We start from the raw sequence: 24,097 nt of genomic DNA on the forward strand, positions 1-24,097 counted from the left end.
ACAACTTATCTTGAATCTAGTTATAGAAACTATAATTGATTAATAAAAATGAACAATTTTAAATTAAAAATCGGAGCCCTATTATCATCCGCAGCGATGATGGTAGCAGTGAGTTGTAGCGATGATTTTCTAGACGTACCACCTACGGGGGTACTGGCAGAGAATCAGCTGTCTACGGTAGCAGGGTTGGAGGCATCTTTGATTGCAGCTTATTCCCAGGTAAATGGTCGAGCAAACCGTTTGGCCTCTGCATCCAATTGGGTGTGGGGTAGTATTCGTGGAGGAGAAGCTAACAAGGGGACTGACCCAGGTGACTTTGCCACCATCAACCCAATCCAGCGTTTTGAGACCAATTCTGCATCAGGAGATATTGGAGCGAAGTGGAATGGTGCCTATGAGGGAATTGCTAGAGCAAACTCTGTTTTGAGATTGATGCAAAATCCAGCTCCAGACGTAACCGAAGCAGACATTACGCGCATTAGTGCTCAGGCCCGTTTCTTGAGAGGTCATTACTACTTCGAACTGAAAAGAGACTACAACAACACTCCTTATGTGGATGAGAACGTAGATTACGGATCAGGTCTAGAAGAAGTAAGCAACAACCAAGATTTGTGGCCATTTATTGAAGCAGATTTCAAATATGCTGTTGACAATCTACCTCCAACTCAGCCTCAAGTAGGTCGAGTAAATCAATACGCAGCTAAGGCGTATTTGGCCAAAGTTTACCTTTATCAAGGGAAATATTCGGAAGCTAAAACCCTTTTCGATGATGTAATCGCAAATGGAGTAACTTCCAATGGCGTCAAGTACGGATTGGTAGATCAGTATCAAAATCTATGGAGAGGTGCATTTGACAACAATCAGGAAACCGTGTGGGCTTATCAGTCAGCAGCAGGAACCGGATCTGTTAATAATGCTAACCCAGAGTTTGATTTGAACTTCCCGTATAACTCAGCAGCTCCAGGTGTTTGCTGTGGATTTTATCAGCCTAGCTTTAGCTTTGTAAACTCCTTCCGTACCGACTCCAATGGTCTTCCATTGCTTGATCGTCAGTACAATGTAGGTGCTAACCAAGTGAAGAATGACATGAATTTGGGTAGTGGAAGTGATTTCACTCCGGATACCGGAAATTTGGATCCTCGTTTGGACCACACAGTAGGTCGTAGAGGAATTCCTTACTTGGATTGGCAAGATCATCCGGGGGCATCTTGGATTCGAAACCAGCCAAATGGTGGGCCTTACTCTCCTAAAAAGTATGTTTACTCTAGAGATGAAGTGGGTTCTTTCCAAGATAACTCTTCTTGGACACCAGGCTACACCGGATTGAATGTGTACATCATCCGATTCTCTGATGTCTTGTTGATGTCTGCTGAAGCAGATATTGAAACAGGTAATTTGGAGACTGCACGCGCTAAAGTGAACATGGTTCGCGAAAGAGCTCAGAATTCTAACCTTGAGCGGGAAGATGGAACCCTTGCAGCCAATTATGTTGTAGGCTTATATGAGTCTCCATGGACAGATGCTACAGTTGCCCGTAAGGCAGTGCGTCTGGAGAGAATGCTTGAATTGGGTATGGAAGGACATCGATTCTACGATTTGGTACGATGGGGTATCGTCAATGAAGAAATGAACGCTTACCTTCAGTATGAAGCGCAGTTCCTTTCTTCAGCATTCGGTGGAGCCACCTTCACAGACCCTTATATCTATAATCCGATTCCTTTGGATCAGATTGACCTAGTAGGATCAGATATTCTGATTCAGAATCCTGGATTCTAAAATTTAACTCTGCGGTATTTACTTTGTAGATACCGCAGAATTTTCTAACCTAATTTATTTTATCATGAAAAAGATCTTAACAATTTTAATCTCGGCTTTTACTATGTTAAGCTGTTCTCAATTTTCTGAAAATTTTGACGGTAGTATCAAAGAGAAGAAGAAAAAGTCCATTTCTGAAGATGGTGAGAATGATGGGGAAAACTTAAGGACTCTATTTACTGAGTGTGGAGGTTTCTTTTTTCCTAGTCAACCATATACTACAATAAATTCTTATTATCAATATCCTGCTCAAAATCTTAACATTGGAAGCCTATTAATCGGCGAAGATTTTTCAATTACTTTCCATGTGTATGATATACCCAATCGCTATACAATTAAAAGTGGAGGAAATACAATTTATACAACGGGTTGGATCGGAACAGCGAATTATCCCGGACCTTGGGGCCAATCTATAAATACGTTTAATTCTTTAAATGTTAATTTAACAAAAAATTATTCAACAACTTATGAGGTAATTGTGGAAACTCAAACCCCACCAAATTATTCGTATTCTCCAAACCAAGATAATTGGGAGGTTTGGGTAACATGCCCTAAAGAGGACGAACCTATACCTGGACCTGGACCAACCCCAATTTGTGAATGTTGTGGAGATTGGGTAGAGGGCAATCATGATGAGTATGCAGAATATAAAACATACGATGTGATTATTGATACCAGTTGTTTAACTAATGGAGATAGTTTCTCATTCTATGTTCAATCACATGAAATACCAAATAGGTTCCAAGTTTTTGAAAATGGTGTTTCAATTTCCGATTCTGGCTGGCTAGGACAAGCTAATTTTAGCGGGCCTTGGGGAGCATCCATTAATAATATTAGCGATACTTCAATGCCATTAGTTACCTTTAATTCAGGCTCAACATATGAGATGAAGGTTGAGACTAAAACCGCTCCAGATGCTACATACTATCCAGCGTTTGATTATTGGTATGCTCAAATGTCTTGTATTTCTGGTGGTGGAGGTATACAATAAAAATTATTTGAGTTTATAATTTAATAGGCTGCCTATAATTTATGGCAGCCTATTAAATTTTTGCTTTCTTTATTTTTCTTATCAAAGTTGGGATTAATCGGATATCTGTGAAAATACCAACTACCTAGGTAAATACGGTATTCTGACCAGTGATCTTACGTTGCTGTTCTCATAAATCCTTACCCAAATCGACTCAATTCCCGTCAAACTAAAAATCAATCTTGCTTCTTCTGAATTTTGTGTTTAAAATGTAAACATGAATATGTCAGGGAAATCAAAAGAAGAGAAAGAGCGGCTCCGGGTGGAGCTGGTAGAGCTGGAGAGGAGGATAAATGCCAAGATCAAGATGATCTGTGAGACTCATCAGAAGCTGCCCTATGATCGGCTAGCTGCTGGACGTGACCTAAAAGAGACTTATATGCTGGCGATTTCTTATTTTGACAAGGGAAACCAAACCGGGCTGAATGAATTCCTGAGGTATTTAAGGGAAAAGGGGATTAAGGTTTAAGAAATGGATCAAGAACAGTGGTTTTTTACAATTGATAACGCCTCAAGTATTTGGATGGCTGGGATGATGACTATTCAGACATTTTTTATTCTAGTCACCGCCTACTTGGCCTTCAAAACGCATGAACAATACTATGAAAAAAAGGTCAAGTCTCATGCAATCAGTATAAAAAAAAATACTCAAAAATTAATTTACATTCAGGACATCATTTTCAACTTAACTGATCCTGTTGATTTTAAGGATTATCAGTTTGATTTGAAGAAAAAAATGAAAGGAGATCATATGCTTATGTATGTTAAATCAGCTAGAAGGCATAACCTCTTTTTAAAGTATAAAAGGGAAATTGAAAAGCTTCAAATGAAAGTGGAAAGGGAATTGGAATTTTTGGGGGATAAACATTTAAAATCAATTAATACTGAAAGGGAAAAACTCTTTCAAGATATAATCAGAAAATTTCTTGTCGTGGAAGGGAAAATTTCTTCATTATACAACGAGAAAGACCTTGAGCCTCAAATTTTGAAAAATCAAGAAAATATAGGGTATAAGGTTTACCAATTGATCCCTGAATTGATCGGGCATGAGGAAGATCAATCTGTATTTGAAATCAATTTGATTGGAGGGGTAAGTGTCCGAAACAGAACTCAAAAGCCTAGGGGATTGAAATTATTGGACAAGCAATTCAATGATTCACTTGCAAAGTTTTATTAAAGCTTTTATTGAAATTATGGAATTTAGAAATAAACGTTGTACCCTCTTTTTTCACACAATAGGATCCTCCTCCTCCGGAAACTCTACCGGCTGCTCCTCAATCAGATTTCCCTGAGCATCGTAGATGGCGAAGCTGGCCAGATCAAAGCGGTCCATGACTTGCTGGAACAGGCCGTTTAGGCTAAACTTCTTGATAGGTCCGCCAAAGAGCTGGACAAAGAATTCAAAATCTTCCTAGCTTGTGATGACCGGAACGAGCTCCTGTCGGTTGATGGGAAGGCCGTTGGAGGTTTGGTCATAGGCCGCCCACTTGACCCGGATCAGTTTGGACTTGGGTCGGTGGATTTTCTGGATCATTACCTGTCCCGAGTTTCGGGATTGACTCCTTTTTATGATGTTTTTGGTTCCTATGACGCTCACTTAAGCACTAAGTGGAAGGCGATGGCCAGAAACCATAATCTATGAGTCTCATCAATAAAATTTCATTGTTCTACTGAAAAAAACTTCCTTTATCTTAACTTTTTTCACTTTTGCCCCAAAAAATACCCAGTACTGGAGGGCCGAGCGTTAAAAAATTAGCCTAAATGGCTAATTTTATAGAGGCGCCAGCTTGCAGGGCTGGATTTATTCTAATAATTCCCTTTCTTGCCTCTAGTAAAAACTAGTTCAAAACCAAAAGACAAAATTTCCTCCTGTTTGGGCGTTAGAGTCTTACAACAATAAATCAGAGAGATACATCAATTGCAAATTGATAAGAATATTAGGGTGGAATTGCAAATCCCACCCAGGAGCTACCAAAATTTGACTACTCCCAGTGGGGGACAAGAGGAAGGCGGAGATGCAAGCATCAAAGAAAGTCAAAAGCAAAATGAGTTGCTTTTGCAGCAGGTGTTACGGGAGGCGTTGGAGCCTGCCTCCAATAAATCATCAGCAGATAGCCCGATGGAAATGGAAGAGAAAAGAAATTTTAACTTGCCAATCAAAACTTAATAAGAGCTAAACGGATTAATTTTACAAAGTGAGTACGAGAGTTGATGTAAATATTGAAATTCTTACTTGGGCAATAGACCGAGCTGGATATGATTTGCCTACATTTTTTGAAAAATATCCACCAATCATTAAATGGTTAGAGGGAGCAAAGCAACCGACTGTTAAGCAATTAGAAGACTTTTCCAAAAAAGTTCATGTACCATTTGGTTACCTTTTCTTACCAAAGCCACCGGAGGAAAAACTTCCAATTCCGTTTTTTAGAAGTAATGGAGCTCAAGCTGAAAAGGTAAGTATTAATGTGTATGATACGATTTTGCTTATTCAGCAACGTCAAGACTGGCTTCGGGATTATCTTCTCGATAATGACAATGAACCCCTTCCATATGTGGGAAAGTTTAAAAACAATTTCAATGCCAATGACATCGTTGCTGACATTCGAAAGGTTCTAACTCTTGGAGAAAATTGGGCTAGTGAATTCAAAACCTGGACTGATGCATTAAACCATTTGGTTGAAATAATTGAAGAAGCTGGAATTATTGTCACTTTTAATGGAGTTGTAGAAAATAATACAAGTAGAAAAATCCCAGTTGATGAATGTAGAGGCTTTGTACTAGTAGACGAATTTGCTCCATTCATGTTTGTAAACAATGCAGATTTCAAGGCAGCTCAAATGTTTACAATTGTCCATGAATTAGCCCATGTATGGACAGGAAGTAGTGCTGGTTTTGATTTCAGAAAAATGCTGCCTGCAAATGATCCAATGGAAAGATTATGCGACCAAGTAGCTGCTGAATTTCTTGTCCCTGAGAAAGCGTTTAATGAGGTTTGGAATGGCAATACGAGTTATTTAGCCAAACATTTCAAAGTGAGTGAGATAGTTATCGCACGTCGTGCTTTAGATACTGGAAAATGGGGGAAACCTCAGTTTTTTTCTTTTTACAATGATTACAAAACTCGGGAGTTTCAAAAAAAAGAGAACCAGTCTTCTGGAGGAGATTTTTTTGCAACTACCAAGAAAAGGTTAAGCGTAACGTATGCGGCACATATAAATCAGGCAGTTAAAACTGGTCAAATTTTATACAGGGATGCTTATAAGTTAACAAGCCTTAAAGGAGACACCTTTCACAATTTTTTTACTAATCATATGTATTAATGAAGGTTTTTGTTGTGGATAGTAATTTTTTTATCGAGGCACATAGGGCTATTTACCCCTTAGATGTTGCAATAGGCTTTTGGTCGAAAGTAGAGCAATTAGCGCAAGAGGGTAAAATTATTAGTATTGACAAAGTAAAAGACGAACTTTATCAGAATAATGATGAGCTCAAAAAGTGGTGTCAAAATAATCTCCCAGAAGATTTTTTTAAAGATACTGATCTTGTATTACCTCAATACGCAAAAATATCAGTTTGGGTAGATTCGAAGAGAGCCCATTTCCTACCTAAAGCGGTGAATGAGTTTTTGGCCGCTGATGAAGCGGATGCATTTCTTGTAGCATATGGAATGGCTGACATTGAAAATAGAATAATAGTAACTAGGGAAGTAAGTGACCCAAAAGCAAAGAAAAGGATTAAAATACCCGATTGCTGTTTAGAGATGGGAGTGGCTTTTTTGAATCCCATCGAAATGTTCCGAATGTTAGGTGAAACTTTTTAAAAAAATCGCTGAAGGACTCGAATTAATCCAATCAGGTTGTTTCTTCTTTAATTACGCTTTTTCTATTATATGACTATTCGTAATGTTGCACGTATGGATAGACGGCTGCAATAACGAGTCTGTCAAATAATTTTTCTCCAAAGTATCTTCTGTTGAGCTTGTAAGCAAATTCATCCAGATAGTTTTGCAGGTATTTTTCTGAAACCATGTGATAAATCCCCAGGAGATTTTTCTTCAGGTTGCTAATCGCCGTGTGAACCCAATTGAGCGTTCCATTCGCTGAATCCTTGGAGGATTTCACTTTGATGTGCTCCTCTACCATTTTTTCCAGATCGACATAGGCTGTGTTTTTGTCTGTAAATAACACCGATGAAGAATCCACGTTAGTTTCCACAAACTGTTCCACCGAATCACTGGTTGCATCCTTAAGCACTTTCAATTTGAAAAAGCCACAATGGCTTCCTTTTTTACCGGATTCAGGATCTTCCAAAGGGGTGGATTCGGAAGCCACTGCGACAATCGCCTGTTTCTGACTGCCTTTTCCCCGCTTTAGCTGCTCCTGAACCCTTTTACGGGTTGCTTTTTCAACATAGGCCTCGTCGTATTCCACCATTCCCTTGAGCAAATAAAGACCGTCCCGCTTGCCCATGACTGCTCTGATCTTATGCATCAGACTGAAAGCTGTTTGGTATCGTTTGAGTCCAAGCTGTCTTTGGAACTCCAAGCAGGAGAAGCCTTTTTTGGTAGCTGACATCAACAGAAACGCAGTAAACCAAGTATGCAGCGATAGATTGCTGGACTCCATCACCGTTCCGGCTTTTAAGGAGGTTCTCCTTCGGCAAACACTGCATTCGAAGAACTTCCTGCCCGAAAACCAGTAGTGCTTTGGAAAGCCTTTGCATGTTTTGCAGTAAATCCCTGCTTTTTGCCGATAATCTTTCAGAAAGATTTCACAGCTTTCCTCGTTTGGAAAATGGTGGATAAAATCTATGATATTCATGGGCTTGTTTATTTTTACACAAGTACCGCTTATCTTCACGACTATGGAAACTATTGTCACTAGCTGTCTAAGAATATTTGGCTACGTGTAGAATTCCGAAGAGTCATATTCTATTAATTTGATGTCATTTGAAAATGTAGTTTGCTGAAGTTTTAAGATAGGTAAATAGAAGACAACATGTAGGGTGAAGGGAGGGATGCTTTTTTCCACCGTAATTCACTTTCTTTTCTGCGATACCTGGATATTCTGGAACATATTGACCCCTAAGACTGGAGGATTTTTAGTTTCAAAAAATGACATCAGGCATTATGTTCGACTGACATTCCGGCTGACAGCCTTTCCCGAACCTCAGGGTTGACCCCCAAAAGTGGGATTTCCACTTGGATTCTAGAGCCTTACCTGTCCCGAACATCGGGATTGATCCCTCTTTTTAATGGTATTGGTTTCTTTGTCACTCATTAAACGCAATTTGAAAGGCGTTGGCCTGAAACCATAATCTATGAGTCTAATCAAAAAAAGTTCATGGTTATACTCAAATAAACTCCCTTTATCCTAAAATTTTTCACTCTTACCCCAAAAATACCCAGTACTGGGTATTTTTTTAATAAAAATTTTCCCTTTCTTGCCATAGTAAAAACTAGTTCAAGACCAAAAAACAAAATTTAATGCTGTATAACTTACTTTATCTTCTAATGATACGCACTTAAATCCTAAAATCTAAAATACTGGATTGGAATTACTCAGACAAACAGTGATGTTTTTACATACATTGACAGCAACACTAAAAACGAAAAAATGAGAAAAACTACCGCCAAAAACTAGGTATTCGTTCGGTTTGAAAATCCAAGCATCAAGCCGCTGTTGCACTGCCTTCCACGACTTTTTTGGGGAGAACGGTAAAGTTCTTATGGGGTACGTTGGCAATATCGTTTTTTTCAGGCTATTTAGAAGGTTAAACATGATCATTCAAAAGTAAACGGTTCGAACTGATATCAGGGCTGGAATTGTCCCGGTTCAAATCGATAGAGCTAGTACAGGTAGACCAAAAGAGGACACAATTCAAACGATTACGTCCTCCTTAAAAATAATTTAATAGTTTTTGAATGTCTAACGTTTCAATATCTTATTTTAATTAAATTGCGAATTAGATATAAGTTATTGATGTAGAAATCTAAAAATCAAGAAAATTTAATTCTTATATTAAGAATATTAATTCTTATTTATGTTATAAAAATGTATTTTAAAATATGATTATTTATAAAAAATGTCCGATTTGTAATTCTCAGGATTTAAGGGGTTATGCAATCGATGTTGTACGAAAAGGACCGCACATTTCAAGGGTACAGTGTAAATCTTGTAAACTTGTTTTTGCAAATCCGATGGCTGACAAAGATGAATTGGATACTTATTATAATCAATACTATGAAAAGGATCACTATGAAGCTATGGATTATAAATCTCTAATTATCTCACATTTTGAACGGATAAAATCTTTGACTCATGCGACTATAAAAAGAGAAACTAGATATTTAAGAGATTTAAATCCAGGAGATAAATTTTTAGATATAGGTTGTGGATTGGGTTTAGGACTCGCTTATGCCAATCGACTAGGCTGTGAACTTTTTGCCACAGAATTAGACAAAGGTGCTTTGGATTTTGTCTCAAACCATTTTCAAGTCAAAACATTTCAAGGAGAAGTTTGGGAGGCTAGATTTCCTGATGAGTTCTTTGATTTTATTCACATTTCCCATGTTATTGAACATGTATTGCATCCAAGAGAGTATATTCAAGAAATGAAAAGGATAATTAAGCCGGGTGGCATAATTGCAATTGGCACTCCTGATATATCGAGTAATTTATATAAAATATATCGTTGGTCTAATTTTTTGAGATTTAATGTTCCTGATGTTATTGACGGTTTAGAGCATACTTTTATTTTCCCTAAATCAGTATTAAGTAAACTATGCCTTGAAGAAGGTTTAATAATTAAAGATCACTATACTCATTCAATTGGTGAAAAAATAACTAATTTACTAAAATATAAAATATCATTCACAAAAAAAATTAATCGTTTAATACAAAATTTTTTCAATGTTAACCAGTGGATTATTTGTAAAAGAAATAATTAAAGTATCTAGGTATTGGAAGATTAACATACTATAAATTTTAAATCTGACTTTTGTTCATATTTAAGATCCTGAAAATAGTAGATTCCTGTTGTTTAATTTTAGTTTAGTCATGTTTTAATTTAAAATTAATTTTAATTATGGTAAAATTTTGAAAGAATACGAGATGTGTAAACTCAAATCAACTCATGATTGGAAGAATTGGTAAGTTACATTTTAAAAAGGCGGAATAATATTTATTATTCCGCCAATAGTATTAATTATACAGAAGAGTCATTAGTTCCATTCTAAAGTAACAGTATAGAATGCAATCCCTCCACCAGACCACCCTCCAGATTGTACTACTTGATCATTTGTCAAAGTTGTGAAATGAAATCCCTTATTTGGATGGTACCATTCGTAAATAGGCATTCTATTTGAAGCTGGACTGGTAAATACATATCCTATAATTCCTTCGCTTACATAGCCTGGGAAACTAGCTCCAAGGTTGGGGTCTAGTGACATGTAATCCACTTGTGTGACATTATGCTTATATTTATATAGCGGGACAGTACCTGGAAATGTATAAGTAAATACGTATCCATTGACGCCATAATAGCTATATCCAGACCCTCCATATTGGTAGGTTGACCAATTTCTTGTCCAATTAAATCCACCCGTGGAAGGTTTTAAATACACATACATTGGTACTTCTCCAGAGTCATATGGATAGACAGTTCTCATGGCTAATAAATCAAGATAAGAAAATGCAATCCATGAATTTTGGGCAGTCCCCCCGTTCATGACAGAATTGGGATCAGAGTTTCCTGTACCCTTTATATTATTTGCTGGGAGAGAACTTGATGATTCACCTAAATTAATATAATTCGTATGTCTAAATCCGATTGTGTGGCCTATTTCATGTGCCATGTTATATTTTTTTATGGATTCAGTAACATTGTTTTGATCATAATAAGTAGGATTTATATGAATCTTATTACCAGGGTTTCCAGAAGTAGGCCAAGAGGCCGATGCTATGACATTTGGTATTTGAGACCATGAAATACCTTGGGGTGCTTGGCTTGTTATTGTGATATCAGGTGTCCCAGATGTAATTATTTGAAACTTTAATCGTAGGTTTCTAATTTTATTATATTCTGAAATGGCTTCAGATGTTGCGTCTCTCCAATTCAAATAAGAACTAGTGGTTGGAATTGTGGAGTCAAATTTAATTTTTATTGTTCGATAATTGAAAGGGGAACTAGTGACTAAGCTTGTATATGCATGTAGATTTTCTTTCGATATTCCCCCTTTTTTCTTGACTTCTTTTGGAGCAAATTCGATATCTTCCCTTCTAAGTATAATGTCTTCATCGATTAGATATGTCTCACCAAATTTTTGGATCAATTTGTAGGAAAAATCGTTTTTTTCGAGAAACTCAATCAATACTTTGTCTTTGCGTGGATCAAATGCTTCAATAGTTTCTAATGATGAAACTTGACTTGGAGCTTCTTCAATTTCTTGACAAGACCATAATGCGATAAAAACAGTTGAGCATATTGCCAACCTTTGACAGATTTTAAATAATTTATTTTTCATTTTGTTTTGTGTTTAAATAATGGTTAAAATTATTGTTATATATACTAAATTATTGATTTTAAAAGTTTTTAATAAAATATAGCTTATTTAGCTCTAGTGTTTTTAAAGAAAATCTAGTGCCAATCCAGTATTGTTTTAAAATACATTTTTTTACTTATAAAGGTGTTTTTTCTTCTTATAAAATATGAAATTAAAGTCTTTTTCTATTTGAAATGTTTAATTTTCGTGTAATAAATTAGAAATAAAAGAGAAATCCAAATTTTTTTTAAAAAAAAATAACTCGGAATGACTGGCTTATACCTTTCCTTTTCTCAGGTTCCCTCGCACACTTAAAATTTGCCATTAAACCACATAAGTGCTAAATGCAAGTACTACACACATAAGCAGGATAAATACCAGGATCACTATTTTAACCCAAAACGGACTATCAGATTCCGTTTTGTATTTCCCTTCCTCATCTCTGGGAAAAATCAGATAGTAAAATTCTTCTATTAGCTCTTTCATAGAAAACTAATTCATTCATAGATGAAATAGACCGAAAAGCGCAGTCCTTCCGAAAAAGACCTTTTTATAATTGAGCGGAGACCCATGGATTGGAAAATCCTGTACAAATACTTCCATCGTTTTTGTACAGGGGATTTAGTGAAATTCCCTAATATTTAAAACAGGGTTTTGTTATTTTCAGTAACTTGGAACCATGAATTTGAGTGAGAAATTATACCATTTGCCAAAGCCTAAGCAAGAAGAAATTGCCAAAGCACTGGAAATAATCCTTGAAGTTGCCAACCCGGAGAAGGTGATCTTATTTGGTAGCTTTGTCAAAGACAAATGGGTGGATGATATTACGGTCGAGGATGGAGTAACTTACCATTACCAAAGTGATTTTGATTTTTTGGTGGTTACAAAGGATAATTCGGTTAAGGAATACGAGTTAAAAAGTAAAATCGAGAACAAGGCTTTAAATAGGGTCAATGGAATTGTAAATGTCTTAGTTCATTCGATTGACTATATCAATGAGGGATTGAATTTCGGGCAGTATTTTTTTAAACAAATTGTAGAAGAAGGAATTATTCTGTTTGATTTAGAGAAGTCAGCTTTTATTTCTCCAACCGAATTGTCCCCTAAAGTCCTTAAGGATAGAGCTGTTGAATATTTTGGAATCTGGTTTCCTATGGCTTCAGAGTTTTTAATTGACGCAAAAGCTGCTTATTCAAGAAATAGCCTAAGAGTTAGTAACTTTCATCTTCACCAAGCACTTGAGCATTTTTATGCTTCATTATTACTCGTTTTTACTGGTTATAAGCCTAAATCACATAACCTACAAAATTTACGAGATTATTCGAAAAATTTGAGTTTTGAACTTTATTATATCTTTTACGATCCGGAAGATTCTGAACTCGAAAGCAAAATATTCAAGTGCTTAAAAAAGGGATACATAGAGGCTAGGTACCATAAGGATTACTTTATCGAACCTGAATTAGTCAAAGAAATGATACATAAACTCGATAAAGTTAAATCTTTGGTTGAGAAGCTTTGTAAAGAAAAAATCAATAAACTTAGTTTATTGGTTTGATTTTTCGGGTAAAAAATTCAATAGTTCATCTACCTTTAATTCCAGGGCATCTGCGATTTGTATCAGGTTGAAAATAGTTGGATTAGCCCCTTCTTTTTCGTACCGATTGATTGTCTGTTTATCTTTTGAACCTAATCTCACTGCAAGTTGGGGCTGAGTAAGACCTAACTCAATCCTACGCTCTTTAATTCTTTTTCCAAGCATTGCACGAAATTCTTCTAAAGGCATTTTCTTCATAAAATGAAGCTGCTAAAAGAATTTTTCATCATGGTCAACATAAATGTTGACTTTTAAGAAAAGCCTTTTTATATTTGACAATAATCATCCTCATTGCCGGTCTGAGAAGCCAAAAACTGTGGATGATGAACAAATTGTTTTTAGACATTGGAAGTGCGGCCTCCTATTTTAAGTTTCGAGGCACGGGCATCTTCTCAGGCCCCAGCAATGGGACAGGGAGGCTGTCACTTCCAAGCCATTATATCTCGGTTTGGAGTCAGGTGTCAGATGGTTCATTCGATCTGATGTTTCCTCTAAAACCCAAAAATCCGATTTGACCAGATTCAAAACTTAACGTACCCTTTTTTCTCGCTGACAGCTCCGGCATCACGGACATACCACTCAGAGCCAGCGGGCGACGATGAGATCAGTATCAGGTAGCGAGAATCAAGTATCAAGATGATTCTGCTGGACTACCTAGCTGATGCTTGGCTGAATTCAATGAATAACTCAGCCAATGTATTTTGCTGCCCTCGCCGGGCATGGTGGAAATTCGATTTCTATGCGCAGATAAATAAGATCTGTATCTCAAGTACTTTGATCGGAGACCCTTCGGCTTGGCCGCCGTGGTGGCTCTCCCGTCTTCGGTCTTCCAACTTAAACCATCGCCATGGAAGCATCATTTCAATCTCACAAACCTGCCTGGGTAAACCTTACCCCCAAGCAGCTCTTCAAAAACCTGATCAAAAACCCGACTTAAACCTATTTTTATTCTCCCGGATCGCTTCCCGAGGGGCTTGTACCACCCAAGGGGACTACCACTCATGATCAGGGGGCGACGTAATCCGTCATTGGGATGGAAATAATGTGGAAATACTATTGAAATACAGTTGAAATATAGCCAGCAAGCTGGCTGAAATAGAAGGTTCTGTTATGGTCTGTATTTCGCGCGACGAAGGAGCGCATATTTCGCTCCGAGATACGAGGAGCCTATTTCGGCAAAGCCGTATTTCGTCAGATGTTTCGACCCTATTTCAGGCCGACAGGCCTTTGTTTCCAAGTGTTTCAGACGCTAAAAGCGGCCCTATTTCATTCCATTTGACAAAAATGATAAGCCCATTCCGCTGCAGAGGATTTTCGCTTATCCATTCAATAATTTATTAATCCATTGATTGATTGACTTATACGGAGTCAGGGTGGGAGACTATTGTTCTTACTTATTGAAATATGGTGGAAGCACGGTAGAAATACTATGGAAATAAAGCCCGCCAGCGGGCTGAAATAGAAGATTCTACTATGGTTCGTATTTCTCGCTCCGAGATACGAGGAGTCTATTTCGGCAAAGCCGTATTTCGTCCAATGTTTAGACCCTATTTCAGACCGATAGGCCTGTATTTCGCCCATGGCGTATTTCACCGAAGGTGTATTTCGCGAAGCGTATTTCCTCCTCTATCTCAATCAATCACAACCCTAAAACGCATGAAAAATTTTATACAATCATGCTTCCTGGAACTGCTATGCCTTTTCAGGAAAGCTAAAAAATCAATTAGAAGTCAGCTCCATCCAATAAGTATGCAATACTTCCATGTAGGTGGATGGCTTATCTCGCTCCGAGGAACGAGGAGCATATCTCACGCCGATAGGCGGGTATTTCCAGCCACAGCTGGCAGGCACGACCAAAGGGAGTGTATTTCTTCCAATATTCCTGATACCCGATTAAAACCTATTTCACTTGCCTTCCTACTATTCCTGGGATATTCTCCATTATCAATGAGTCAGGTTGCTGATTCACCCACGGGAAGCGGTCTTGTTGATGCCAATTCCCATAACCCAGGGCGGGAGGAGTACAGCACTCCCGCCCAAAAGGGGGAGGAGATAGTCCGACTTCAGCTGGAACTTCCCCAAGAAAGCTCCCCGGACACCCTCTGGCTGACTTACTGGGATAAACTATTAGTGGATCATGCTGAATTGACCCCGGGAAAAACGATACCCCTAATCGCCGAACAAGGGGATTTTTTTGCAGGAAATTCCTCCCAAAAAGTTTATCGCTGGACGGGCCCTTCTAAGAAGCAGTTTTATATCAGTGTCAGAAATGATAGAAATTATCTCTTTCAATATTGGACATGGTTCCCAGAGGATCAATTGCGAATGCGTGTTAATTCCGGTACAGGACAAGCACTTTTCCACAGTCCCCAATCAGATTTTTTTGAAGCTCAATATGAACTGGACCGCCTTTCTAAGCAATTCAGCTTCATCCAAGTGCCCCTAATGGTCAGTTCTAATCCTAACCGGATGCTATCAGATTCCTTGACTGCGGCTGTTTATCAGCGCGCGATGAAAAACAAGAGTCCTATTTCACCCTCTATGCTGATTTTAAAACCCGGTGAAAATGAGATGGACATTCTTGCTGATTTAGTGAATAACCCACTTCAGAAAAGTGATTTGATTGAATATGTCTCCGAGTTGAGTGCAGATTTGGAAGAAAACCGGAAAAACTGGCTCAAACAGCGGGCCTGGGCCTATTTCGGAGGTCATTTTTTTCCAAGGATAAAGCTGGGAAAAAGGCTTTTCCATGACCCTGAATTCGGAACAGCTCTTCAGAAAAGGCTGGATGAGTTTTACTTAGCAGAAAACTCCGATGTTTTTGATCCGCTGTATGGAGAGCAAGTTTCTGAACTCATCATGATTCAGGCAAGAATCCAGGGCAAAACCCTGTCAGAGCTAACAGCAGAATACCCCCGGCATTTCCAGGAATTTTTCTGGGCCACTTATGCGCTTGGCAATTTCAATAAACTGGAGGATAAACAAGGCGAGGTGATGAAATTGGCTTTAGGCAACAGTCAAAGCCCCTGGGTTCGGGACCTTTTAATCGATCGCATGAACACGGCACTAGAGGGGAGCAAAGTAGCTGTTAAACCACTGCTGAATTGGGAAGGGAAGCCTCTTGATCTAAAAGAATTTGAAGGTAAGACAGTGCTGCTTTCCTTTTGGATTTCGGGATGCAAGTTCTGTATGAATTACTATGAAAAGACCCTCTTGCCTGTCTTTGAGGAGTTGAAACACCGGGAAGATATTGTCTTTGTATCCGTCAATGCAGACCCTAGTCCAAAATATTGGAAAAAAAATGCAGAATCAGGGCGCTATTCCCATCCCGAAATGATTCAGGCACACCAGAATTCGGGAACCGGGATTTTGGAAACCTTCCGAATAGCTTCCTTTCCCCAAAAACTACTAATCAATTCCAATTTTGAAGTAGCTCTCCTGACAGGCACCCAATACTCCTCCGATACACTGATTGAAAAACTATTAGCGATCAGTCAGAAGATGAATCAATCAGAATCAAAAACCCAATAACCATGAACAAAACGATACTTTCCATGCTACTATGCCTGCTAATCGGGTATAGTCATGCACAAAACGAGATTTTCAGCGGAACCGTGTTATCCGCAGAAGATGATAGTCCATTGCCCGGTGCCTTGATTACCATTGATCAGGACAAGGAGATGGCCATTGCAGATGAAAAAGGCAGCTTCCAGCTTAATCTTTCGAATGGCACTTACCAGTTGAGAATCTCCTATTTAGGGATGAAACCAATGAGCCTAGAGCTGACCATCCCTTGGGAAGGCAGTACAGTGTTTAAATTGGAACCTGATGAATCCAATCTGGAAGAGGTCACGGTATTATCCACAGGTTATCAGGATTTACCTTCAGAAAGAGCTACAGGATCCTTTGCATCCCTAGATAAGGAATTGATCGATAGAAGAGTCAGTTCCAATCTGGTCGACCGGCTGGAGGATGTTACACCCGGATTAATTTTGAACAGGGGGCAAACTACGGGAAACGATCAAATATCCATAAGGGGGAGGTCAACACTATTTGCCAATACGGCCCCCTTAATTATTGTTGACAACTTCCCCTATGATGGTCCTTTGGAAAGCATCAACCCCAATGATGTGGAAAGCATCACGGTTCTCAAGGATGCAGCTGCCGCCTCCATTTGGGGTGCCCGGGCAGGTAATGGTGTAATTGTGATTACCACGCGTTCCGGAACTGTGAGTTCTGCTCCAAAGGTTAGGCTGAACTCCAATATAAATTTTATAGAAGAAAGGGACTTGTTTTATGTTCCGCAGATGAACATGGGAGATTTTGTGGATATCCAGCAGCAGTTATTTGAAAATAATTTCTACCGGTCCTCTGAAAACTCTCCTGCTAATCCCGCATTACCTCCATTGGTAGAAACCCTGATCCAACTTCGGGATGGAGCAATTGATCAGAATGAGGCAGACCGGAGAATCGCCGGTTTTCGAAACAGTGATTTCAGAAATGATCTGGGGCGATACTATTACCGGGGAAGTTTAAATCAACAGCATAGCCTGTCAGTTCAGGGAGGTTCACAGAAAAACACCTATTTCTTTAGCCTAGGCTATGATAAAAACCTGCAGGGAGTAGTTGGAAACGACAATGACCGCTGGACGCTTCAAGCCAAAAATTCATGGAAATTCCTAAAGAACAAACTGACTTGGTCCGTTGGGGCCTACCTGTCCAAATCCGCCTCCCGAATTCGGACAGATGCACCTCAGGCAGACCCTTATACCTCCCTTTCTGATGAGCTTGGAAACCCTGTACCCATTTTCTCCAACTTATCCGAGCGATTCTTGAACAATGCTCAATCCGACAACCCTGACTTATTGGACTGGTACAATGTGCCTTTGAATGAAATCGGAATACTGGATCAGCGAAATGAGCGATGGGATGGGCGATTCCTTACAAGATTAAACTGGAATGTCGCCGAGGGGCTGAATGCCGAACTTTCTTATCAATACTGGACCAATCAGGGACAAAACCGAAACCGAAATCCACTGGAATCCTATTTTGTGCGGGATCTGATCAACAGGTTTTCCCAAATAGATGAGCAGGGAAGACTGACTCGTAATATTCCCCTGGGTGATGTGCTGGACTTGAGCACCAGCCGGAGCTATTCCCATACCCTCAGAGGGTTGATGAGATATCAGAAGCAGCTCAAACAGGACCATCAACTTAGCCTCCTGACAGGCTTTGAAATCCGTGATCTTCAATCTGAATTCAATGCTACCCGGTATTATGGATATAATGATGCACTGGGAACCAGTTCGGTGGTGGATTTGGTCAGCCGCTTTCCTTTGTATTCCAATTCCAGAAGTGAAACGACCATTCCACAGGGAAACAGCCATGGAGGAACGATTGACCGATTTATTTCATATTATGGCAATGCAGGATATACCTATCGCAACAAGTTGGATGTGACATTTAGTATCCGAAAGGATCAATCCAATTTCTTCGGGGTGCGGAGTAATCAGCGTGGTGTCCCACTTTGGTCGGCCGGATTGGGATGGACTCTTTCAGAAGAAAATCTCTTCGGATTTCTAAACGGCACCTACCTAAAGCTGCGGGGAAGTTACGGGTTTAGCGGAAACCTGGACAGGAGTCTTTCGGGACAAATGACTGCCAGTTATTTCAATACCCGATCTTCTTCATTTATTCCCAATCTTCCGGTGGCCAATATCGTCAATCCACCTAACCCGTCCCTGAGCTGGGAGCGTGTAGGAACATGGAATTTAGGCTTAGACTATGAGTCTCGATCGGGGGATTTTAGCCTTACCGGAGAAATTTTTGGAAAGAAAGGTATGGACCTTATAGGACCTTTTGGAGTCCCAGCTGCAACAGGGTTTATTGAGGTGACCGGAAACTTCGCAGAAACCTATACTTCTGGACTGGATATTATAGCCCGGAAGGACTGGATAAAAAATAAATTTAGATGGACCACCCATTTTTTTTATTCCCATGTGAAAGACCGGGTAAATAAAATGGATGTTGACCAAAGCGCCTCTGCACTGCTATCAGCTGCATTCAGTGCCAGACCTGTCCCCATAGAAGGAAATCCATTATTTTCCATTTATTCCTATGAATGGGCTGGTCTGAATCCGGATAATGGGAATCCCCAAGGTATAGTGGACGGGGAACCCTCAGAAAATTATCGGGACATCATTACAGGGGCAAGCCCGGAAAACCTTGTTTTTCACGGACCTGCGAGACCAACCCATTTTGGTGCTATCCGAAATGATTTTACCTGGAAAGGCTTTCAGCTGTCGATCAATGTTTCCTACCGCTTGGGGTATTTTTATCGAAAGCGCTCGATAGACTACTTCTCCCTATTGCGGGGTCAAATTGGACATGGTGATTTTGAAAACCGATGGAGAGTGCCGGGAGATGAGGCAAATACTTACGTTCCATCCCTTCCTGAAAATGCAAATTCACTTAGACACTTATTTTATTCCAATTCCGCTGCTTTAATATTCAAAGGGGACCACATCCGATTGCAGGATATCCGTCTGTCTTATCAACTGGATCGAAGCTCAAATTTATGGATGCCTTTTCAAAGAGCAGAAATCTATTCCTATGTGAACAATGTGGGGCTGCTTTGGAAAGCAAGTCCAGACGAATTGGATCCTGATTTTCAGACACAGGCTCCTTTGAGAAGTTTTGCCATCGGTCTTAGAATCGATTTTTAAAATATAAAGGGGTAAAAGGAACTAGTCAATACGGTTTGATTATGGTTTTACCGAAATGTCTTTCCCGGCAGCAGACAAACTGCCACCCCAGTTTCTAAAACATTAATCCTATTAAAAATGAAAAATAACATCATCTTAAATGCAGCATTGGCGTTTTTACTATTTAGTTCCTGCGAAGGCTTTCTGGATGAAAAACCCGATAAATCCATCTTGGTCCCTGAATTAGCGGCTGAATTTGATGCTCTAATTGACAATTTTGACGCTGTTAACTATTCACCTGTAATTCCATTTATCTATTCGGACGACTATTATGCCGACCCTTCAGGATATCAGCGATTTAATCCTTGGCAGCAAAATGCTTATCAATGGGATATTGATCCTTTTTTGCCAACAGAAATCCCTCTTGACTATACCCTTATGTATCAGACTATTTTCAAAGCCAATGTATTGGTTGACGCAGTAAAGTCCAATCAGGAGTGGTCATCGGCCGATAAAAACAGACTGCTGGGAAAAGCACTGTTTTGGAGGGCAAAATCTTATTTTGAATTGGCCGTGTTGCACCTGCCAATTCCAGGGCTACAAGAAGTAGAAGGAACCTTTGAATTGCCACTTTCCTTATCGCCGGATTTAGATGAAGAGTATGTCTGGGAGGGTGCAGAAACCCTGTTTGGACAAATCTTAAATGACCTTGAATCTTCTCTCCCTTTATTGCCGGAATTAACAGATTTGCCAACACAGCCATCCAGAAATTCCGCTTTGGCATTAATGGCCAGAATTTCACTTTACCTCGGAAAATTTGAAGAAGCCCAATCCTTTGCTCAGCAAGTAATTAGCAGTGGGGTAGAGCTTTTGGACTATAGGGAATTGGATATGTCCCAAACCTATCCTATTCCGCTATTTAACCCAGAGACTATTTTGTTTACCTGGATGGCACCTCAGGGGGTTATTTCTGGACCAAATGTAGCCAGAGTAGATTCTCTGTTGTTAGCCCAATTTGATTCCATGGATTTAAGGAAAGAATTGTTTGATTTTGTGAATGAACAGGAGGCAAGATTCAGGGGAAGTTATACCGGGAACTTTGATATATTCACAGGTATCGCTTTCGATGAAATTTTGCTCATTCATGCAGAAGCTTCCGAGAGACTGGGAAATTCAAGCACTGCACTAAGATCCTTAAACAGATTGCTGGAAAAAAGAATCTTGGATTTTCAGGAATTGGAGCAAAATGATGTGAATAATTTACTCGAAAGAATACTTGAAGAACGGAGAAAATCATTGGTTTTTAGAGGTCAGCGATGGGCTGACATGAAAAGGTTGGCCTATGTGGATGGTAGAGACTTTGGGACTGAGCGGCTTCAGGATGGAGAAACTGTGGAATTTAGCGGAAACTTGGAGCACTATCAAATGCGTATTCCTCAACGGGAACTGGATTTTAAATAGGGAAAAAAATGGCCGGATTTGCACCGGCCATTACCTGTTTGATTCAAGGATCAAACTTCATAACTATTGCGCCAGCTCCAAATTATCTGGATCATTGACTACAAAAACCCGATCAGTTTCTCCAGAAATCGGGGATCCCATTCCAAAAGGCTGATCAAACAGACAGTCTTTTGTTGGGTCTGTATTACACTCATAGGTATCAGGCCCGGGATCAGTGTTAGTTACGTCATACCAGATGCCGTTTTCCTCCCCAAATTCCCCTGTGAGGGTTTGAGGAGAAGTAAATGCAACAGCCGCAAACGCCGCCAACACAAAAGCTAGCAACGGAAGTTTACTCATCAGTTTATTCATAATCATGCGCCCTTTTTTAACAGATCAAAAAGAGCGAAACCGTTTGGGGTTCCTTCGGAAAGCAACTAATCCTGCTTCCCTGGGAACGTGGTTAAAGCGCCTACTCTGTTTCAAGGGTTTTCGGCTTCCCCCTTTGGGTTCATCGGTTTTGGCTTGCTTCTCACCCAAGCCATCGAGAAGAATGAACCCATTCATTTCTAATCTCATTTTTTGCAGCCTAAGCTCACAACTTCAGGCTGCCGGGCCAGTTCCAGCACTGGCCCTTTTTTTAATCCTAATCGTTGAGGTCTTCGTCCCCGAAGCCTATTGGTCTGATTCACATTCCATACAGCGGGAAAGCAGACCTCGAAGGTTTTTATGTCAACTATCCAGGCAGGCTCGGTCCTCCCTTTTCTCTTTTCCCTGTTCCCTGTTCCCTCTTCCCTCAATCACTATTCGCCTGTTCCCTGACCTTTGACCTGGTTCAAATCTTCAGATTTATCTGCCGTAGGTAGACTCGTTCCTAATATTCCCTACCTGGCGTATCTTTTTAACCTCCAATCTTCCAAACCTCCTATCTTCCTAACTTCCCACCTCTCTACTTCTCAACCCATACACCGCCAGTCCAATCAATCCCAAATTCAAGAAAAAATGCTCCGCCCATCCCAGGCTTTCGATGATCCCCGCACAATTGCAGGGAACCCTAGGAAATGCTCCCACCCAAATCAATCCCACATAGGTGATGAATACTGTCAGAACCAACAAACTACCGAGGTATCCCCACCACCGAGTGGCTGAAAAGAGTAGGAGCAGGGCGATCAACAACTCAACTCCAGGTACCATATAAGCCAGTACCTCCGCTAACTCCCCCGGAAAGGTCTGATTATGAAATGCCTTTCGGCTGGACTCAAAGCGGATGATTTTTTCAAACCCAGGGAAAGCCCATACAATCACCAAGATTGATCTCACTATACCTTCTTTGATCCCATTGATTGCCATTTTAATTTGCTCTTGTTAGTGAATTAAAGTTCTAAACTCTTCACCCTAAAAAGCAAGAAAATGGTACAGTTAACACGATATAGGTATAACTTACCTTCCCAAGGGTGTAATTGACCAAATGGGAGTCAGTTTGTCAGTCTAGTCTATTCAAAGCAGCAATCAGCCTGCTTTATGGCCTAGGTCTTTTGATTTGGCCCTTGTCCACCCCCTCTTCGGAATTTGAAATTCCGAGGTATTTTAATGGAATTTACGATAGCTATTAGGTGAATTCTGAAAATCACCATTCCTGTTTTTCATTAGGGTCAAAAATGCAGCTAGCGAAACCCATTTAGCTTTTTTTTATCCGGTGAAGAACTTTACCAAAGCACGAAATTTCAGAATTACCACCCACATTCTATTGTTTTCTTTCCATATTCTTAAATCTTGCCAGCCTCCTTCATAAAAAAAAATCTAAAAAACCAAGAAAATGGTATAACTAACCTAAATATGGCATAATTAACCCTCTACAAGGAATATTTGGATAAGGTCCAATCCTTTCATGGGAGATTGCTTGAGAAATTCATGTATTCCATATTCTGATCATTCACCAACAGAAAAGTAAAGACATCAAATTGCCTATCAGTTTGAATTTTCAATTTGAAAGCCATGGCCATTCACCAGGCCCTGCAACTGAAAGTCGGGAGCCTAGAAATCGAATAATCTGTCATTTGAATACAAAGCAGAATAAGCTTATAAAATCATAAAAATAAATATCATACATGATTCTATTATTTGAATTTGATCATCGATAAGTGACCATTGGTACCTGAAAATTGAACATTTATCCCCTAAAATTTTCACTTTTCCTAATAAAAGTTTGACTAACAATTGTTTATTGGTATATTAGTTCTGTTGCAACAAGTTTCTTTTTCGAAAAAGTGATATCGGTAACAGCCTTTTGCTGTACGAATTGGCTGTTTATGTTCAATTGTGAATAAACATGAAGCTGGATTGCAGAATTATCATCTATGCTCAGGATATCATGAAATTTACGGGGAGAAGTAGGTCATATGCCTACAAATCCCTCAATCAGGTGAAAACCTACTTCGGCAAGTCTAAAGGCAGCTTGGTAACCTTCCAAGAATTTGCTGACTTTCATGGTATTCGGGTTGAGGAGATAGAAAACATTTTGTTTGAGAATACCCCAAATAAAAAGGACCATCTTTAAGATAGCCCTTCATCTGGAGTAATCTCCACCGGAATTACGATCCGGTATTTTGCTTTTAGCTTTTTGTGCCTGGAATCCGATTAGTCCCCTAAACTAACCCTTTCCAAAATTGTCCCTTGTTCAACAGGAGGGATCAGACCCGTGTGAAGGTGGTCAGGCACTCTCTGAAAAAACTGGTGGTAGTTTTCCCGGACTTTTCAGGTAGCCTTTCCTTAAGACTTACTCGTTTCGCAGATTGGAGCAGAGTAAGGCATTCATTGATAGATTGTTTATTGACCATAGTTTTTAATTTATGTGCCATGGAAACTATTCAAATACCTCGAAACCAAAAAGAAATTGGTATAACTTACCCGAATTCGGGTATAATTAACATTGACTCCTGGTTTTTAAAAAATCCTATTCTCGTTCTATTTAT

21 protein-coding genes are annotated in these 24,097 nt (G+C 39.5%); 13 read left to right on the plus strand and 8 right to left on the minus strand.

Annotation, left to right across the window (positions count from 1 at the left end):
- Positions 1-48: 48 nt before the first annotated feature.
- The 4 genes from BLQ57_RS14585 to BLQ57_RS14600 all read left to right on the plus strand — a co-directional run bounded on the left by BLQ57_RS14585 (position 49) and on the right by BLQ57_RS14600 (position 4,022).
- A complete protein-coding gene (locus BLQ57_RS14585; RefSeq protein WP_087940199.1) occupies positions 49-1,776 on the plus strand; it encodes a RagB/SusD family nutrient uptake outer membrane protein in 1,728 nt (575 codons plus the stop codon).
- A gap of 64 nt (positions 1,777-1,840) precedes the next feature.
- The gene (locus BLQ57_RS14590; RefSeq protein ID WP_087940200.1) at positions 1,841-2,806 is read left to right on the plus strand and encodes a hypothetical protein; all 966 of its coding nucleotides are present in this window, start codon (positions 1,841-1,843) and stop codon (positions 2,804-2,806) included.
- Positions 2,807-3,062: 256 nt separating this feature from the next.
- Positions 3,063-3,314 carry a hypothetical protein gene (locus tag BLQ57_RS14595; protein ID WP_217639528.1) on the plus strand — a complete coding sequence of 84 codons (252 nt, stop codon included), beginning with the start codon at positions 3,063-3,065 and terminating at the stop codon, positions 3,312-3,314.
- Between the two features lie 3 nt (positions 3,315-3,317).
- The gene (locus BLQ57_RS14600) at positions 3,318-4,022 is read left to right on the plus strand and encodes a hypothetical protein (protein ID WP_087940202.1); all 705 of its coding nucleotides are present in this window, start codon (positions 3,318-3,320) and stop codon (positions 4,020-4,022) included.
- Positions 4,023-4,256: 234 nt separating this feature from the next.
- Here the strand turns inward: BLQ57_RS14600 and BLQ57_RS21575 are convergent, their stop codons facing one another.
- Positions 4,257-4,379 (minus strand): hypothetical protein, encoded by a 123-nt coding sequence (locus BLQ57_RS21575; protein ID WP_262481083.1) that lies wholly within the window; start codon positions 4,377-4,379, stop codon positions 4,257-4,259.
- A 444-nt stretch (positions 4,380-4,823) separates the two neighbouring features.
- Between BLQ57_RS21575 and BLQ57_RS14610 the strand changes: the two genes are divergently transcribed.
- From BLQ57_RS14610 to BLQ57_RS14620, 3 genes are read left to right on the plus strand one after another with little or no spacing between them, the layout of a single operon-like run.
- A complete protein-coding gene (locus tag BLQ57_RS14610) occupies positions 4,824-5,012 on the plus strand; it encodes a hypothetical protein (RefSeq protein ID WP_139162748.1) in 189 nt (62 codons plus the stop codon).
- A gap of 28 nt (positions 5,013-5,040) precedes the next feature.
- The gene (locus tag BLQ57_RS14615; RefSeq protein ID WP_087940205.1) at positions 5,041-6,165 is read left to right on the plus strand and encodes an ImmA/IrrE family metallo-endopeptidase; all 1,125 of its coding nucleotides are present in this window, start codon (positions 5,041-5,043) and stop codon (positions 6,163-6,165) included.
- Entirely contained in the window at positions 6,165-6,665 is a 501-nt protein-coding gene (locus tag BLQ57_RS14620; RefSeq protein WP_087940206.1) for a DUF4411 family protein, read from the plus strand. Before BLQ57_RS14615 ends, BLQ57_RS14620 begins: the two co-directional genes overlap by 1 nt.
- 73 nt (positions 6,666-6,738) lie before the next feature.
- On the opposite strand, the gene BLQ57_RS14625 is transcribed toward BLQ57_RS14620, so the two are convergent.
- Positions 6,739-7,665, minus strand: coding sequence for an IS1595-like element ISAfa1 family transposase (locus BLQ57_RS14625; RefSeq protein WP_086558033.1), 927 nt, complete (start codon positions 7,663-7,665; stop codon positions 6,739-6,741).
- A 1,247-nt stretch (positions 7,666-8,912) separates the two neighbouring features.
- On the opposite strand from BLQ57_RS14625, the gene BLQ57_RS14630 reads away from it, so the two are divergent.
- Positions 8,913-9,794, plus strand: coding sequence for a class I SAM-dependent methyltransferase (locus tag BLQ57_RS14630; protein WP_087940209.1), 882 nt, complete (start codon positions 8,913-8,915; stop codon positions 9,792-9,794).
- Between the two features lie 273 nt (positions 9,795-10,067).
- Here the strand turns inward: BLQ57_RS14630 and BLQ57_RS14635 are convergent, their stop codons facing one another.
- Both BLQ57_RS14635 and BLQ57_RS21205 read right to left on the minus strand, forming a co-directional pair.
- Positions 10,068-11,369: a M57 family metalloprotease gene (locus tag BLQ57_RS14635; protein WP_087940210.1), complete on the minus strand. Its 1,302-nt coding sequence runs from the start codon at positions 11,367-11,369 to the stop codon at positions 10,068-10,070.
- Between the two features lie 342 nt (positions 11,370-11,711).
- The gene (locus BLQ57_RS21205) at positions 11,712-11,873 is read right to left on the minus strand and encodes a hypothetical protein (protein WP_169712768.1); all 162 of its coding nucleotides are present in this window, start codon (positions 11,871-11,873) and stop codon (positions 11,712-11,714) included.
- A gap of 292 nt (positions 11,874-12,165) precedes the next feature.
- On the opposite strand from BLQ57_RS21205, the gene BLQ57_RS14640 reads away from it, so the two are divergent.
- Positions 12,166-12,942 carry a HEPN domain-containing protein gene (locus tag BLQ57_RS14640; protein WP_169712769.1) on the plus strand — a complete coding sequence of 259 codons (777 nt, stop codon included), beginning with the start codon at positions 12,166-12,168 and terminating at the stop codon, positions 12,940-12,942.
- Here BLQ57_RS14640 and BLQ57_RS14645 read toward each other — a convergent pair.
- A complete protein-coding gene (locus BLQ57_RS14645; protein ID WP_087940212.1) occupies positions 12,931-13,179 on the minus strand; it encodes a helix-turn-helix domain-containing protein in 249 nt (82 codons plus the stop codon). The two genes, BLQ57_RS14640 and BLQ57_RS14645, sit on opposite strands and share 12 nt — an antisense overlap.
- Positions 13,180-14,700: 1,521 nt before the next feature.
- A complete protein-coding gene (locus BLQ57_RS21580) occupies positions 14,701-14,832 on the minus strand; it encodes a hypothetical protein (protein ID WP_262481084.1) in 132 nt (43 codons plus the stop codon).
- Positions 14,833-14,928: 96 nt separating this feature from the next.
- Between BLQ57_RS21580 and BLQ57_RS14655 the strand changes: the two genes are divergently transcribed.
- From BLQ57_RS14655 to BLQ57_RS14665, 3 genes are all read left to right on the plus strand, one after another.
- Positions 14,929-16,512, plus strand: a complete 1,584-nt coding sequence (locus tag BLQ57_RS14655) for a TlpA family protein disulfide reductase (RefSeq protein ID WP_087940214.1) — start codon at positions 14,929-14,931, stop codon at positions 16,510-16,512.
- 2 nt (positions 16,513-16,514) lie between these two features.
- A complete protein-coding gene (locus BLQ57_RS14660) occupies positions 16,515-19,706 on the plus strand; it encodes a SusC/RagA family TonB-linked outer membrane protein (RefSeq protein WP_087940215.1) in 3,192 nt (1,063 codons plus the stop codon).
- Between the two features lie 117 nt (positions 19,707-19,823).
- Complete coding sequence (locus BLQ57_RS14665) at positions 19,824-21,146, plus strand: RagB/SusD family nutrient uptake outer membrane protein (protein ID WP_087940216.1); 1,323 nt, start codon at positions 19,824-19,826, stop codon at positions 21,144-21,146.
- Between the two features lie 63 nt (positions 21,147-21,209).
- Here the strand turns inward: BLQ57_RS14665 and BLQ57_RS14670 are convergent, their stop codons facing one another.
- Together BLQ57_RS14670 and BLQ57_RS14685 are read right to left on the minus strand one after the other, a co-directional pair.
- On the minus strand, positions 21,210-21,485 hold the full coding sequence (locus BLQ57_RS14670; protein ID WP_139162749.1) for a hypothetical protein: 276 nt from the start codon (positions 21,483-21,485) through the stop codon (positions 21,210-21,212).
- 573 nt (positions 21,486-22,058) lie between these two features.
- Positions 22,059-22,475: a MauE/DoxX family redox-associated membrane protein gene (locus BLQ57_RS14685; RefSeq protein ID WP_087940220.1), complete on the minus strand. Its 417-nt coding sequence runs from the start codon at positions 22,473-22,475 to the stop codon at positions 22,059-22,061.
- Positions 22,476-23,454: 979 nt separating this feature from the next.
- Between BLQ57_RS14685 and BLQ57_RS14690 the strand changes: the two genes are divergently transcribed.
- Entirely contained in the window at positions 23,455-23,682 is a 228-nt protein-coding gene (locus tag BLQ57_RS14690) for a hypothetical protein (RefSeq protein ID WP_087940221.1), read from the plus strand.
- The last annotated feature ends 415 nt before the right edge of the window (positions 23,683-24,097 follow it).

This window comes from Algoriphagus faecimaris, from assembly GCF_900101705.1.
Taxonomy (GTDB): domain Bacteria; phylum Bacteroidota; class Bacteroidia; order Cytophagales; family Cyclobacteriaceae; genus Algoriphagus; species Algoriphagus faecimaris.

What these genes read in the sequence shown, in the direction of transcription:
- BLQ57_RS14585 (WP_087940199.1), top strand. Translation starts at nt 49, where the DNA reads ATGAACAATTTTAAATTAAAAATCGGAGCCCTATTATCATCCGCAGCG.
- BLQ57_RS14590 (WP_087940200.1), top strand. Translation starts at nt 1,841, where the DNA reads ATGAAAAAGATCTTAACAATTTTAATCTCGGCTTTTACTATGTTAAGC.
- BLQ57_RS14595 (WP_217639528.1), top strand. Translation starts at nt 3,063, where the DNA reads ATGAATATGTCAGGGAAATCAAAAGAAGAGAAAGAGCGGCTCCGGGTG.
- BLQ57_RS14600 (WP_087940202.1), top strand. Translation starts at nt 3,318, where the DNA reads ATGGATCAAGAACAGTGGTTTTTTACAATTGATAACGCCTCAAGTATT.
- BLQ57_RS21575 (WP_262481083.1), bottom strand. Translation starts at nt 4,379, where the DNA reads ATGATCCAGAAAATCCACCGACCCAAGTCCAAACTGATCCGGGTCAAG.
- BLQ57_RS14620 (WP_087940206.1), top strand. Translation starts at nt 6,165, where the DNA reads ATGAAGGTTTTTGTTGTGGATAGTAATTTTTTTATCGAGGCACATAGG.
- BLQ57_RS14625 (WP_086558033.1), bottom strand. Translation starts at nt 7,665, where the DNA reads ATGAATATCATAGATTTTATCCACCATTTTCCAAACGAGGAAAGCTGT.
- BLQ57_RS14630 (WP_087940209.1), top strand. Translation starts at nt 8,913, where the DNA reads ATGATTATTTATAAAAAATGTCCGATTTGTAATTCTCAGGATTTAAGG.
- BLQ57_RS14635 (WP_087940210.1), bottom strand. Translation starts at nt 11,369, where the DNA reads ATGAAAAATAAATTATTTAAAATCTGTCAAAGGTTGGCAATATGCTCA.
- BLQ57_RS21205 (WP_169712768.1), bottom strand. Translation starts at nt 11,873, where the DNA reads ATGAAAGAGCTAATAGAAGAATTTTACTATCTGATTTTTCCCAGAGAT.
- BLQ57_RS14645 (WP_087940212.1), bottom strand. Translation starts at nt 13,179, where the DNA reads ATGAAGAAAATGCCTTTAGAAGAATTTCGTGCAATGCTTGGAAAAAGA.
- BLQ57_RS14655 (WP_087940214.1), top strand. Translation starts at nt 14,929, where the DNA reads ATGAGTCAGGTTGCTGATTCACCCACGGGAAGCGGTCTTGTTGATGCC.
- BLQ57_RS14660 (WP_087940215.1), top strand. Translation starts at nt 16,515, where the DNA reads ATGAACAAAACGATACTTTCCATGCTACTATGCCTGCTAATCGGGTAT.
- BLQ57_RS14665 (WP_087940216.1), top strand. Translation starts at nt 19,824, where the DNA reads ATGAAAAATAACATCATCTTAAATGCAGCATTGGCGTTTTTACTATTT.
- BLQ57_RS14670 (WP_139162749.1), bottom strand. Translation starts at nt 21,485, where the DNA reads ATGAGTAAACTTCCGTTGCTAGCTTTTGTGTTGGCGGCGTTTGCGGCT.
- BLQ57_RS14685 (WP_087940220.1), bottom strand. Translation starts at nt 22,475, where the DNA reads ATGGCAATCAATGGGATCAAAGAAGGTATAGTGAGATCAATCTTGGTG.
- BLQ57_RS14690 (WP_087940221.1), top strand. Translation starts at nt 23,455, where the DNA reads ATGAAGCTGGATTGCAGAATTATCATCTATGCTCAGGATATCATGAAA.